Origin of the sequence: Paraburkholderia sp. SARCC-3016 (assembly GCF_031119615.1) — a bacterium.
Classification (GTDB): Bacteria; Pseudomonadota; Gammaproteobacteria; order Burkholderiales; family Burkholderiaceae; genus Paraburkholderia.
Genome location: NZ_JAVHZD010000046.1, coordinates 1 through 13,132, shown reverse-complemented (window position 1 = coordinate 13,132; position 13,132 = coordinate 1). Strand labels below are relative to the sequence as shown.

The 13,132-nt window shown below is 61.0% G+C and carries 16 protein-coding genes; all 16 read right to left on the bottom strand.

The window, feature by feature from the left end; genetic code table 11:
• Window positions 1-239 precede the first annotated feature (239 nt).
• A complete protein-coding gene (locus tag QYH69_RS32200) occupies window positions 240-833 on the bottom strand; it encodes a hypothetical protein (RefSeq protein WP_308835716.1) in 594 nt (197 codons plus the stop codon).
• Window positions 830-1,072 carry a hypothetical protein gene (locus tag QYH69_RS32195; protein ID WP_308835715.1) on the bottom strand — a complete coding sequence of 81 codons (243 nt, stop codon included), beginning with the start codon at window positions 1,070-1,072 and terminating at the stop codon, window positions 830-832. The genes QYH69_RS32200 and QYH69_RS32195 overlap by 4 nt, the downstream gene beginning before the upstream one ends.
• Window positions 1,073-1,105: 33 nt before the next feature.
• Window positions 1,106-1,456 carry a hypothetical protein gene (locus tag QYH69_RS32190; RefSeq protein ID WP_308835714.1) on the bottom strand — a complete coding sequence of 117 codons (351 nt, stop codon included), beginning with the start codon at window positions 1,454-1,456 and terminating at the stop codon, window positions 1,106-1,108.
• 189 nt (window positions 1,457-1,645) lie between these two features.
• Entirely contained in the window at window positions 1,646-2,002 is a 357-nt protein-coding gene (locus tag QYH69_RS32185; RefSeq protein WP_308835713.1) for a hypothetical protein, read from the bottom strand.
• Between the two features lie 3 nt (window positions 2,003-2,005).
• A complete protein-coding gene (locus tag QYH69_RS32180) occupies window positions 2,006-2,251 on the bottom strand; it encodes an acyl carrier protein (protein ID WP_308835712.1) in 246 nt (81 codons plus the stop codon).
• A 16-nt stretch (window positions 2,252-2,267) separates the two neighbouring features.
• Entirely contained in the window at window positions 2,268-2,924 is a 657-nt protein-coding gene (locus QYH69_RS32175; RefSeq protein ID WP_308835711.1) for a helix-turn-helix domain-containing protein, read from the bottom strand.
• Window positions 2,921-3,292 (bottom strand): Ref family recombination enhancement nuclease, encoded by a 372-nt coding sequence (locus tag QYH69_RS32170; RefSeq protein ID WP_308835710.1) that lies wholly within the window; start codon window positions 3,290-3,292, stop codon window positions 2,921-2,923. Before QYH69_RS32170 ends, QYH69_RS32175 begins: the two co-directional genes overlap by 4 nt.
• Before the next feature lie 82 nt (window positions 3,293-3,374).
• Complete coding sequence (locus QYH69_RS32165) at window positions 3,375-5,201, bottom strand: SNF2-related protein (protein ID WP_308835709.1); 1,827 nt, start codon at window positions 5,199-5,201, stop codon at window positions 3,375-3,377.
• The gene (locus tag QYH69_RS32160) at window positions 5,198-5,539 is read right to left on the bottom strand and encodes a hypothetical protein (protein WP_308835708.1); all 342 of its coding nucleotides are present in this window, start codon (window positions 5,537-5,539) and stop codon (window positions 5,198-5,200) included. Before QYH69_RS32160 ends, QYH69_RS32165 begins: the two co-directional genes overlap by 4 nt.
• A gap of 7 nt (window positions 5,540-5,546) precedes the next feature.
• Entirely contained in the window at window positions 5,547-6,779 is a 1,233-nt protein-coding gene (locus QYH69_RS32155; protein ID WP_308835707.1) for a phosphoadenosine phosphosulfate reductase family protein, read from the bottom strand.
• Window positions 6,776-9,277: a DNA methyltransferase gene (locus tag QYH69_RS32150; RefSeq protein WP_308835706.1), complete on the bottom strand. Its 2,502-nt coding sequence runs from the start codon at window positions 9,275-9,277 to the stop codon at window positions 6,776-6,778. Before QYH69_RS32150 ends, QYH69_RS32155 begins: the two co-directional genes overlap by 4 nt.
• Window positions 9,274-9,930, bottom strand: coding sequence for a hypothetical protein (locus QYH69_RS32145; RefSeq protein WP_308835705.1), 657 nt, complete (start codon window positions 9,928-9,930; stop codon window positions 9,274-9,276). The genes QYH69_RS32150 and QYH69_RS32145 overlap by 4 nt, the downstream gene beginning before the upstream one ends.
• On the bottom strand, window positions 9,927-12,071 hold the full coding sequence (locus QYH69_RS32140) for a DNA cytosine methyltransferase (protein ID WP_308835704.1): 2,145 nt from the start codon (window positions 12,069-12,071) through the stop codon (window positions 9,927-9,929). The genes QYH69_RS32145 and QYH69_RS32140 overlap by 4 nt, the downstream gene beginning before the upstream one ends.
• Window positions 12,068-12,346 carry a hypothetical protein gene (locus QYH69_RS32135; protein WP_308835703.1) on the bottom strand — a complete coding sequence of 93 codons (279 nt, stop codon included), beginning with the start codon at window positions 12,344-12,346 and terminating at the stop codon, window positions 12,068-12,070. The genes QYH69_RS32140 and QYH69_RS32135 overlap by 4 nt, the downstream gene beginning before the upstream one ends.
• Window positions 12,343-12,777, bottom strand: coding sequence for a hypothetical protein (locus tag QYH69_RS32130; protein ID WP_308835702.1), 435 nt, complete (start codon window positions 12,775-12,777; stop codon window positions 12,343-12,345). Before QYH69_RS32130 ends, QYH69_RS32135 begins: the two co-directional genes overlap by 4 nt.
• A 43-nt stretch (window positions 12,778-12,820) precedes the next feature.
• A partial coding sequence (locus QYH69_RS32125; protein WP_308835701.1) for a phage antirepressor KilAC domain-containing protein occupies window positions 12,821-13,132 on the bottom strand: 312 nt, incomplete at its 5' end.

Genomic DNA, 13,132 nt, shown 5'->3' with positions numbered 1-13,132 from the left:
CTTCACCCAGCGCGCAATGCCGAGTTCGCAGGCTTGAGTCAGGCAAATGCCATTCGCCATGCCGCGGTGTGTGACAGGATTTTCACATCCGCAATGGCAACGCTTTCGCCTGCCGCGTCGGCGCTCTAGCGGCTCGCTGTAACGGACGTGGTCCCTGGATGAGCCGTGTATGCCCCATCCTTCGGTACCGCCGCGCATGGCCGCGGAGAGGGCCTGGCGGCTGAGCTTGCTTAGGTCCGTCATGGCTTCGCGTCGTCCCGCGGACTCACCAGTTTGAGGGACCCAATCGATCTGTCTGGGTTCTTCAGGATTGCGGCGGCCTTGAGCTCGAGGCTCGTCGCGTTGTAGACCTGCTGCGACAGCGTCGTGATGTTCTTCACGGTCTCGCTTGTGATTTCGCCCTTCGACGCGCGCACCATCTGCTGAAGCAGGAATTTGCGCATGTCGGAGGTGTCGAGAATAGGTTCGTCGACGGCAGTCACAACGGGCGGCGGGCTCGCTGGCGTCGAAGGCGAGGGAACCGTTGCCTGCGCTTGTTGAGCGGGTGGCGGGCGACGCGCCACTTTCGGCGTCTGCGCAACCAGTGTTGGAATCGTGCCTTTTAATCCATCGGCGCGAGCGTCAACGAGGGCCTGCGCTGCGGCGTCGAGCGCGGAATCGGCGGGATTGCGTACCGTAAGGGCTGCGGGCGCTTCGTGTATGGCTGGCTTCTCAGCAGCCTGGACGGGCATCGCGCCGAGCGACTCGCCATCCTTCTTGCCCCAAACGGGTTTCGTGGTCGGCGCCGGCTTTTCGCTGACCAGCCGGCCACTTTCGTATCGGCGTGTCGTCATGTTGCGCTCTCGTCTTGAGCCTTCGCGTCCCCGATGTCGCGCTGCACGGCGGCTTTTACCTCTGCGGCCGCTTCCAGCACTTCGACGCCTTTGCCGGCGATGCAGAGGATGCGGCCGAGCTCGCGGAACGCTGCCAGCATGTCGGCATGGCCTTCACCAGCGTACGTCTGCTGCGAGGCATACCCGCTTTCGGATTCGAAATGGATGGCGATACGGCAGTTTTTAATGGCTGACGCCATGACGGTTCCTTGTTTGGCAGGATGACTCGGGGATTACGTTTGCGAATGCGCGGACGCACGGTTCATTTTCGACGCGCGCTCGGCGCACACGGCGCGCCATTTCTCCATCCACTCCGGATCCGCTTTAGCAACGATCGATACGACTTCGACCATCGCAGCGCTGTTGGACATCTCAGGCACGTCCTGAAAGCGGCGGTCCGTCAGGATCGCGAGCAGTTCCCGCCAAGAGCAGCCTTTGCGCTCCTTGAGGCGCTGCACCGACTGGTAGTGATTGCGCTGCGCCTGCGCCTCGTGCTGCTCGACGATCCAGAACGGAATCGAAGGCGGCGCGAACGGCAGGTCCGTACGATCGCTCGGGTGAATGGGGAAGGTGTCCTGTTCCATTACGGTTCCTTTTAGCGATGCAACGTGACCCGCACGCGGCCGGGACATGGCTTGTTCTGCCCGTCGCTCCGGCGAATGATTCCGCAGCGCGTGCAGCACCACCAGTCCTGGGCGAGGCCGCGAGCCCTGGATGGTGTGAACACATGGTCGTTTTCGAAGATCAGCGGGATGAAGTGCACGGCTTATTCCTCACGGCGCGGGGCCCGCAAGCGGCTTATTCCAGCCGTTGCGGCGCCGTCGGTCGCGCATCCGAATCTCGATTTTGTGACGGGCCGCGTAGCGAGCGGAGTACTCGCTGCCAGATCTGCGGACGAACACCGCATCTGGCAGGTTGCCGACGGCATAGATCGGCCGTTCGCGGCCCTGTCCCTCGGTTTCCTTGAAGGCCATGACATAGACCCGCTTCGCCTTTCGCAGCCACCGAATGCCAGCTTTGACGGTCCACTCTTCGAGGGCGCCCTTGCTTCGTATTTCGGCTGCGGTCAACGGGCCATGCTCGACGAGGACGCGCAGAACAGTCGCGTCGCAGATTCTTACCGGCGGCATTGCTCAGCCTTTGAGCTTCGCGGCGACGTCAACGAGTTGCCGGTCGGTGACTTTCAGCGCGTCGCCGCCGAGCGCGTCGATGGAATCGTCAGAGATCTCGATGCCGAGTTCATCTTCGATGCCCATCACGAGCTCGACCAGGTCCAGACTGTCCGCGTCGAATTCCGCGAGCGTCTTGTCGAGATTCACGAAATCTTCATTGACGCCAAACTGGTGAGAGATCGCTTTCTCCACTGCGGCTTCGATCATGGGAAACTCCCGTTTTTCAGTCGTGTTGATCGTCGAAAAGCGGCATCGTCGCTTCCGGCTTACGAATTTCGGTGAGGTTGGCGCGGCGCGACAGGAACTGATCGACGCTGACCGTTGCCTCAAGCAGATCATCGATGTCGCGCTGCAGCGACGCGCCGCCGCGGATGTCGTCGTTGAAAGTCGAATTCATGCGACAGACTTTCTCGAAGGATTCGGTAGCGCGGCGGGCGGAATCGAGGAGAGTGCGAAGATGCGCCTCTAGCGGTAATTGATCGCCGGCGATGCGCAGCATGACGGCGGTGACGTTCTGCGTATGCTCGATCACGGCGGCGTTCACGGAACGCATGACCGCCATTTCGCCCGCTATGTGCGGGTCGCGCTCGGGCTCGTTCGACAGGCCCAGCAGCCAATCGGCGGAAACGCCGTATGCGAGCGACGCTTTGCGCAGGAGCGATTTAGGCAGCGGCGCCTCGCCGTTCTCGACCTTGGATAGTTGGCTGGAATTCTTGTACCCAAGCTTCGCGGCCGCTTCCTTCTGGTCGAGCGAATTCAGGTTGCGCGCAACAATCAGGCGCTCGCGCATGAGCTTTTCGGTCTCGGCGTCGTCGGCGAGCCGCCGGCGGGGGCGCGATGGCGATCGGGAGAAAAGCGCTATGGCGTCCAGGTTGCTCATGACGCGGCCTCCAAAGTGTCCTCATCGCCGATCCAGTCGGGCAATTCGATCGGGTCGCGGTCGCCGGCCGGTAACAGATGTGCGAATTCGCGCCGTGTGAGATTGATTAGCCCTACCTCGGAAATTCCGTAGAGTTCAAAAAATTGCGGCCGCCCCATGTCGTGCACGCCGACTCCACTGAACTGGTGATGCAAATCACACAGCCCGCATCCATGGGTGTGTTTCGCCCGCATCTTTCCCTGCCCGGTGCGCTGGTGATGCCAGAGACACGGTGTTTCGCCCAACCGGAGATAGCGGCATAGAACGCAGCCCGCACGTACGCACGAATCGACGTATCGCTTTTCCGCTGCGGTCATTGGCTTGGACATCTTTGCTCCGGGAATCTTGTAGCCGTATAGTAATTCAAATATGCATATACGGCTACTCGTAGCCGAAAAGAAACTCGTCGGATTAAAACAACTCCGGTTGCTGCACCAACGACGGTGCTGTCGCTGCTGTTGTCGGTGCCGACACTGCATCCACAGGCCGTTCATCCACAGGCCATTCGGTGACGGTCTCAACCGGAGTTTCCTCGGGCAGACAGATTTCTGGGCCATCCGAAGGTGCGGTGGCTGTTGCTGCTGCGATCTCTGTCTTGGTGAGATACTGCTGTGCGAGTAATTTGAGGCGGGTCGCGTCCGAATACGAGTTCTTGACGGCCACACCCGGGTCGACAATGCCTGACGATTGCGACGTCTTCAGGCCAATGATGTCCATCATGGGCGGATCGGAACCGTCTTCGCTGACGAGGTAAATCGCTGTGACGGATTCTTTCTGGCCGTCGCGGTCAAGTCGGCCAATCAACTGATAGTGCCGGCCGCTGCTCCAACTAAGTTCGCCGAATACGATCGTCGAACATCGGTGCTGCATTCCGTCCAAGCCATCGCCGGACAAATGCGAGATGATCATCAGGTTCGATTCGCCAGACTGGAACTTGCGCTTTGACTCGGCCTTTTGCGCCGTACTTTCCGAGCCCGTGTACATCACCGGACTGAATTCGGCCAGTTCTGCGAGCCAAATATCGTAGACGGCACGGTGCCAGCCACAGAGCAGGACAGGGATGTTGTTCTCGAGCAGGATCCGCACATACGCCGCGACGGGCTTTGCCTTGCCAACGCCGGTGGCCTGCCGGACCATGAGGTCGAGCTCGCGCGCGGCGGTACCGCGCTCCATGAAGGAGCCGGTGATCGTGCGCAACGCCAGTTTGCGCGCCAGTTCGAAGACCTTGTCCGATTCCTTGCTGTCGGACTCGACCGTTTCAATGATCGTGTTGACCGGCGGCATCTCCATGCCGACGTCCTTTTTCGTGCGCCGCAGAAAGACGTTCTGCTCGCGCAGATACGTGCCGAGCGCATCGGGATTCTTCACCTTGTCGCCGTCGCACCACTCGCGGTAAAAGTCCTCGGGATCGCCCAGCACCGAGGGATCGATCGCGCGCATGATGTTGAAGATTTCGGCGCCGTAGCCGTAAATGGGCGTCGCAGAATACCCAGTGTGATATTCGGTGTTGTCGGTGAGCACATACGCCGCGCGGCCTTTTTCGCTGGCGGCGCCGGTGCGCAATTCCTGGATCTCGTCGTAGCCCACCGACTTGAAGAAGCCCGTTGCGAAGAAGTCGACCCACCCGGATAACTGCGTGTACCGGAACAGGTAGACGTCGGCCGGCGGCAGCGAGTACGCCTTTCGCGTCTTGACCTTGTGTGTGCGCAGCGATGTGAACTCGAGGTATTTCTCGGCCCACTGTTGCTGCAGGTGTGTTTTAACGACTACTGCGGCCGGAAGCGTACCTGGCTTGAGGCACACGGATATGCACTGGATCGTCTTGCCGAGGCCCACGTCGTCCCCGTTGAGCACGCTTTTTCGCGCGTGCGCGAGGTCCGCAAATAGGGACTGGTAATTCCGCGGCGCTTTTCCCTTGCGCCATCCCGCGTCCGGCGCTGGCCTGTAGTCGGGCGCGAAGATGCGCCCGAGTTCGGCCTGCGCTTCGTCGAAAGCCATTCGGCCTGACGTCAGGGCGATCCGGTCGTAATCGGAGATCTGCATCGCATACCGGCTGGTGAACCAGTCGATATCCGCGCAGATGATCTGGGTGTTCTTGACCTGAAATAGCGTCGCCTCGGTCTTGGGAATCGACGGAAAGACGTGCTTCAATTTGATCGCGACGTGCGGCTCGACCTTGGTGAACTGCCACTTCGTGCGGTCAGCGTTGAGTGCGAGGGTGCCGTAGGTGCGTTTCATAACCATCCCCGCGACAACGATGCCACCAGCGTCGGCTTTCCGTTGATCAGCGCCGGCAGATGCATCGATCGCGACGTGACGAGCAGAATCGATGCGACGCGCTCATGTTCGGCATACCGTTCGAGCTGTCGATAGATCGCCGCCTTTGCGCCTTTGATTTTCACCTCAACGGCAACGCGGCCGATCATGAAGTCAACGATGTCCTCATCGGACAGTCGCACTTCGCGCTCGAACTTCATGCCAGCGAGGCCGAGCGCGTTAGCGATCGCAGCCTGAGTGACTTTTTCGTCGTTCAGGGGCAGTCGGTGCCGCTCGATGATGTCTTTGATTTCACGCATGATCGACTTACAGTTCGTCAGCACTGAAAAGCTGGGGCTGGACTGCTCCGTTTGCATAGACCACATCCAGCACCACGTCACCGGTCGGCTCGTCACCTTCCCATCCGTCGGGCCACGTCTCAGCGGCGATTAGGGCGCGAATCCTCGCCTCTTCCTCGCCGTCGATCAGATTGATAAGCGGGCGCCCCGAATCGCGTGCGGCGCGGTTGCACTCACCCTGAATCGACAAGATCCGTTCGAGGCCCATCAGGCGCGCCGAGAACGTCAGTGGTCCGAGCCGCTGGGGATTTTTCGCGAACGATCCGTCTTTCAGTACTTCGAGTCCGGGCTTGCGCAAGCGGTAGTGTGGTTCGCGCAGTTCGCGCCACAGCGGCTTGATGCCTCGAAGCGGCGTGAGATACGCCCACTGCGGGTTGCGCAGCACAGTTTCGAGCGCCTTCTCTTCTTGGGCGAGCGGGCAGCCAATGCAGCCGGTGCGCGCGTTCAGTTCTTCGGCCTCGTCGCCTCCGTACGCGTCCGCAATGGCCGCCGTGGACCAGTCGCCAAACTGCTCCTCCGGTGCCCAATGACGAAGCCATTCCCAGACGTGGCAGACACGCCAGTGAAGGAGGGGCGCTAATGTCGCGATGCGGCCGCGTAGCCCGCGTGCGTTCGGAAGAACCTGTTGATACCATCCCTGACCACACTCGGCTCCGTCTTTGCCGCAGCTCATCTCAATACGGCGGTCGCGGATCGCGCTCTCTCCTTGGCGAACGCCCGTGATCATCAGGATGCCGCCTTCGACTCCGTCGAGGCGCTGACGCAGCGCTTCTTCCATTGGGTCGATCTTGATCTGCCGCGTGCACCAGCGAAGAGTGTTGTTGTTCGGCGGCGGCACGCCGCGGCCTAGAATGTAGACCATGAAACGCTTGTCGAGCGGCGCGCGCACAATCTCGACCGCGATGCCGCGCTCGCGCAGCTCATCCATGATCCGCTCCGCCGAGATGGCGAGCGGCGAAAGTTCTTGCCGCGTGTCGGCATAGAACACGGTCAGCGTCTTTGGCCGAGCGATCTTGCCAGCGTCGAGTAACCAGCACAGGATCGTGAGCGTCGCGGTGCTGTCCTTGCCGCCCGACCACGCGATGCCCCAGTGTTCATGCGCCGGCCCGTACGCTTGCATCGACTGGATCGTCAATTCGATCGACTCGGTCATCTGCAGTCGTTGCGCGCCCGCAGCCAGAAAATCTAACTGGATGCTCATGCCGCTGCCTCGGTATTTTCGAAGTCAAACAAGCTCGGCATGGAGAATTCGCGCTCGGCAGCCTTAAGGTAGTGAACCTGATCCATGAAGTAGGCCGCATTCAACTCTGAACCCCCGCCGCGGCGCCCCTTGAGGATCGCCCGATAGGGCACGGTGCCGAGCCCACAGAACGGGTCGTAGACCAGCTCGTCCGGATTGCTGTAGCGCTCAATCAGTCGATCGACGATGTCGAACTGCAGCGGGCAGACATGCTTCTCGACGTTGCGCTTCGCCTGATCGCCGTTGAGAGTCAACATCCGTGTGACGTCGTGCCAGATGTCAGGGTGATGAGATCCCGGCGACAGGCTCATGAATTTGGTTGGCAACCGGCCGTCAGCCTGCAGCTCCTCGCCGATCTGCACGTGGAACTCGTAATCGTAGATGTTCTCGAGGCTGAACTTCGTGAACAGGCTGGTCAGATTGTCCGGTCCCAGCGCGGCGAGTTCGTCTGCGGTGACTAGCCGATTGCCGCTCGATCGCCAGAACGCGTGGGCGTCGATTTGCCAACGGGCAAGGCTGTAGTCGTCCTTGCTCTTCCGGACCGGTACGTCGGCATAACCCCTCGATCTGTCCGACTGCGGCTTGTGGAACAAAAGAATGTACTCCGGCGAGCCGACGCCCATCTTCGAACCGTCTTTGCACATCTCGGTGTACGAAAGGCGGTACGTCTGATTGTTCTCGCGCACGACGTCGGTGTTCACTGTGATCATGCCGCAGTAGTCGAAGCCGTGCTTCAGACCATGGAACAGCGCTTCGGCATGGAACGGGCTGACCGTCGGCAGACCTGCACCCGTCACGTTGCCAAACATGATCCGGTCCTTGACGTGGCACGCGTAGATCCGGCCGGGCTTCAGGATGCGCAGCAGCTGCGGGGTGAGAAAATCCATCTGCTCCCAGAAGTGCTTGTTGTCCTCGGTGTGACCGAAATCGTTGTAGCTGGGCGAGTACTCGTAGTGGTTCGCGAACGGTATCGACGTGACGATCAGGTCGACGTGATTGTCCGGCAGGAGCTTTGCTTCCTCGACGCAGTCGTTATTCGCGACGCTGAATCGATCGCTGGACACGGCGATGCGCTCAATGCCGATCGATCGCGCGAGCGTTTCCTGCATCGCTAGTTGATTGAGGCCGTATTTGCGGATGATTTCGGTCATTTTTTGTACCATCTGGTCGTGCTGAACCCACTTCTGCTGGAGTGTGCGTAGGACCTCGCGCTCGGCTTCGCTATACACGATGTCGATGCGGACGCGGTGGGGTTGCTGAAAACGCTGCACCCGATGGACTGCCTGGATGAAGTCGTTGAACTTGAATCCGATGCCGGCGAAGATTTCGCGGTGGCAGTGACGCTGGAAGTTGCAGCCACTCCCTGCGATAACCGGCTTCGTCGAGAGGAGGCGGTAAGCGCCGCGGCCGAAGTCGACGATCCGCTGCTCGCGCTCTTCAAGGTCTTGCGATCCCCACACACTGACGGCATCCGGCAGTGAACTCTGGATCGCGTGGCGCTCCGCCTCGAGGTCATGCCAGATCACGAAGTGATCGTCCGGAGCCGCGTCGACGATCTCGCACACCTTCGCGATGCGCGCCGGCATGCTGTCACGCTTCTCTGCAGCCGCCGCGCTCAAACCGAGCGCCGGGTCTTGAAACATGAGGGTCTGGCCGTCGCGATCGGCTCCCGCTTGCGCATAGTCGGTCGGCACCTCGTGATACTGCACATCCAGCTCGGGGAGGTCGTAACCGTCGTCGCTGTAGCCAAGGTCGCTCGGGAATTGGATGAAAATTGCCCAACTGGATACCCACAACCAGAACTCCTCTTCCTTGTGCGGGTAGAGCGTCAGGTTGCCGGCCTTTTCGCTGTCGCGCTGGAAGAAGCGCGTCAAGGCCTGCCCACTGTCCATCACGCCGAGGAACGCGGCGTAATGGATCAGTTCCTTGAAGCGGTTCGGGCTCGGCGTCGCCGTGTTGACCAACTTGAACCGCACACCGTCGAACAATGGCAAAAATTCCTGATATGTCTTGCTGCCGAAGCTGCGCAGCACGCTCGCCTCGTCGAGGCTGACCGCGGTGAAGCGCTTTGGGTCGAGCTTGCCGTCGCGGACCGTCTCGTAGTTCGTCAGGTAGAAGTGGTGGTCGGCAGTGATCTCATCGGCGCTGCGGATGAAGCGTAGCTCGATGCCGAGCATGCGCGCGTCGCGCATCAGTTCCTGGCGTACGCCCAGTGGGCACACGATCAGGCCGTCGCCGCCTGCCGCTGCAATGATCTGGCGCAGCCACTCGCATTGCATGACGGATTTTCCAAGGCCGAACTTGGCGAAGATGGCGCGGTTGCCGCCCAAAACGGCCCATCGCACGATGTCACCTTGGTGCGGGTATAGGCATTCATGCAATGCAGCGAGCTCGACGCGAAAGCCATTGAACGTGGCCATCTTGATCTTGCGCTTCAGGAAGTCGAGGTATTCGCTCACGCTGCTGCTCCTGCAATTTGCTGACCAGGCGTGCCGCGCAAATGCGGCGCGTTCGTCTCAAACACGGCGCGCGCGAATCCCATCGGAGTTGCGCTGCGGAAGTCGGCCCGATCGTCTGATGGTGGCGCCGCATGGATACGGTTGTCGGGCTCACCGACGCCGTCTGCGCGGCGTGGGGCAGGCATCACGAAGCCACCGCCGGTCCAGAGGCAAGTCTTCTTCGTGTAGTTGTCGCCCGGTTCGAAGCCCGTGAAGTCGTATGGGTGAAACGCGTGGTCAGGCTTGCGCCAATAGCTGGAAATCGTCGAAATCGGGTTCTCGATGAAATATGGCGCGCCGGTGGCTTCGCAAAATTCCGCTGCTGTCGCGAACATATGGATCGAGTCGGCGAGGGCGCGCAGCCCCTTTCCCTTGAACCAGCGCGCGCCGCTCACGGCGAGGTGCGTGCAGGGCGGGAAGGCGAACACCGCAACTTCGTCGCCGATGGCCGCCGGCGCGGAGTGCAAGAGGTCAAACGGCACAAAGGTTATTCGACCCTCGCGGCGCGCACGCGTGTGTTGGATGTCGTAGCAAAAGCAGTCGTATCCAGCGTCGGCCCACGGCCGCACCATGTTGCCGGTGACATCGAAGAGACTCACGACGGTACCGGTCATGCTGCGACCCCTGCCATCTGCTGCTCGTGAGTGAAGTTCGCTCGAATGATCGCAGCCGCGACCGGCGGGCAGACGCTGTTACCAATCATGCGAACCTGTGCCGACTTGGAAAGCGGCTTGCCGTTGTGAATAGGATTGAGCACATACGAGTCCGGAAAGCCTTGGGCCCTCGCGAGTTCGCGCGGCGTCAACATGCGCATGCCGATGTCGACGATCGCGAACTGCTCGCCGTTGATCGTCACGATGCCAAGCGCGTCGGCGCCGTGGTACTTCTGCAGCAGCGCGCGTACTTCGCCAACATGGCCGCCACCGGCTGTCAGCGTCGGAATCGGATCGCGCACGTCTTGGCCGAACTGGTTGTTCCGCAGCTTGAGCAAGTGCGATGTCACGACGGTCGTATCAGCTTTTGCCGTGACCGTTGCGGCAGGCTCGGAAACATCACGAGGACGAGATTGACCGGCGCGACCGCCGCACCCGACCAGCTGCGCGGTAACGAGGTGGTGATGATCCTGCGTGGCCACAGTGCTGATCGGCGCGGACATTGACGAGCCCGGTGTCTCGTGGCCGCCGTAATGCTTCGCTAGCAGCGCCGTCACTAGTTGCTGCTGAGTGCCGCTGGTCGTGACGGTGCTGAGTGGCACATCGGCGGCACGGCCGGCTTTCACGCCAGACCGCTCCTTGTTGTGTTGCGCGAGAAAAGCCGTGACGACGGCGTGCTTGACGCCGCCTGCGACCGCCGTGCCGAGTGGCTTGTCGAGACCGGGCACGCGCGGCTCTTGTCCTTCGCGCTCGCCGTAGCCGGTTTGGATCAGCGTGGCGCTGACGATTCCCATCGCGTTGCCGGTACCGGGCCGCGCCTGTTCGCCGCCGGCTGTAACGGTATGCAGCGGCTGACCCAGATCGCTGCCCGTGCTGCCGGTGCGCATCTTCGTGATATGTGCAGCAATGATGGCCTGGTCGCCGCGGTGCGCACCGGTCACGGTTGCAAGCGGCACATCAAGGGCCGCGTTGCGCTCGACGCCCTGGTGCGTGACGTGCATGAGCGTCGGCGCGACGACGTACTTGTCGTTCGAGCTCGTGACCGTGCGCACGGGCTCGTCGGTGCTCCAAACGTTGGGCCCACGGCCGGTGGTAGTGCTGTGAGCGACAGAGACAAGGAACGGCTCGACAATGCCGAACCGCGGCGCGCCGGCCATTACCGTGTGCAGCGGTTGGTCCGCCACCTGACCGGTGCTGTTCTCCTGAAACTTCACGATGAACGGCGCGTCGCTGTTGACCACAAATTTCATGATGCCCTTCGCAATGCGCCGAAGCGTGGCATCCTTCAGTGGCCGCGCCCGCTCGAAAATCGAAGGGCAGGGAATTGACCAATCAATGCACTCGGCGGCGGTGCGCCACGGCAACAGCCGGCCGCTGCGAACTGTCTCACTCTTCGGATCGCCATGCGTCGGGGCCGGCCAAACAATCGGCAACCCGTCGCGCCGCGCGAACACGTAGAGACGCTTGCGAATGGTCGGTGTGTCGTAGTCGCACGCGCGCAGGACGCGATATTCAGCCTTGTATCCAAGGCCAGCGTACAGTCGCTCCATTGGGAAATCGGCACCGAGCGTCTCGTAGATCTCCTGCGCGTCCGGGTGGTCAACCGCGAGCCCGGTCGTCAGCGCGTCAATGAATGCACGGAATGTCCGTCCCTTCTCCGATTTGATCGGTCGGCCTTCGTCGTCGAGAGGGCCCCAATCCTGGAACTCTTCGACATTTTCGAGCGCAATGCACCGTGGCGCTTGGAAAGTGGCCCATTTGAGCGTTACCCAAGCGAGGCCGCGGATCTTCTGTTCGCGTGGTTTGCCGCCCTTGGCTTTCGAATGATGTTTGCAGTCCGGGCTGAACCATGCGAGGCCGATCGGCTGCTCGCCGGTCACGAGCCCCGGGTGTATGTCGAACACATCCTCGCGATAGTGGCGGGTCGTCGGATGGTTTGCGGCGTGCATCGCGAGCGCTTCGCCGTCATGGTTGATCGCGACATCGACCGGGCGGCCAAATGCCATTTCGATGCCGGTGGATGCTCCACCACCACCGGCAAAATTATCGACGAGTTGCTCCGTGCCGAGGTTGAGCGAAAGAGATATCGCATCGCGCTTCATTCTTCTTGTCCTTGTTCTGAAAACATATCGGTTTGCCGCAGATCAATGGGCTTGCGGACTTCCAGCCAGCCCCATGTGCGGCCGGCTTTGATGCTGGCGATCGTGGATTCGCTGACATTGAATGCGCGCGCGAGACGCGCCGCAGTGCCGTCATCGACGGGTGCGAGGGAGAGCTGGCGCTTGATCTCAACGACGTCGACTTCGCGAAGCTTCGCAGTCTTGATTTCAGAGCCTTTGCGGGCTATGCCTCCGAACGTGCGCGCTGGTGCGCTCATCGACCAATCCGCTCCATGTCCCAACCACCGTCATCGCGCGGGTAGACATAGAAGAAGGGCCACGGGCATAGTTCGGCCGCGACTTTCGTCTTTGCGAGCGCGTCATCGGTGACGGCTTTTCGATTCGCCTTGGTGTCACGCGCCTGCAATTCGTCCAGGTCTGTCATCACGAAGAAATCGAGCGTGATGTGAGTGTTCTTGGCGATCTTGATCTTGATGCGTTCGAACGCCCACCATTTGATCGCGCCTGCGAGTTTCTGTTGATCGAGGTAGGCGGCATACTCGCGCTCCAATTTCGTCATCTCGCCGTCTTTCAAGCGGCCCTTGGCCTGATGCGTTTCCTGCAGGGTCTGCTTCGCTGGCACTGAAACCGCCGCCGGCGCGCGAGATCCTCGCTTCGCGTGAAGCGCTGCGAGCTCTTCCTCGGTCATGCGGAGGCGATTTTTAGACATGGCTATGAAAAGCCTAAAACGGCTAATGATGTGCATGCGAAAGCGTGCGAGCGCAGTTGGACTGCGACGCCCGCTGATTCAGATCGACGATGTACTTTCCCCATTCGCCGGCTATCCACTCGACGCCCTTCGGAGTGAACTTCGCCTGATTGAACGCGTGGTCGGTTTCGCGGCTCACGCCGGCCTTCACAACAAAACGCCCAGTGTGACGATGGCACGCCATCGGAGTCAGTGCGCCGTCCAAGCGATACATGATTCCAGTCGGATCGTAGCCATGTCGTTCTGTGAGCCAAGGAGTTGGTAGAATGTTTTGTCTTCCTAAGACCGCTTGGCC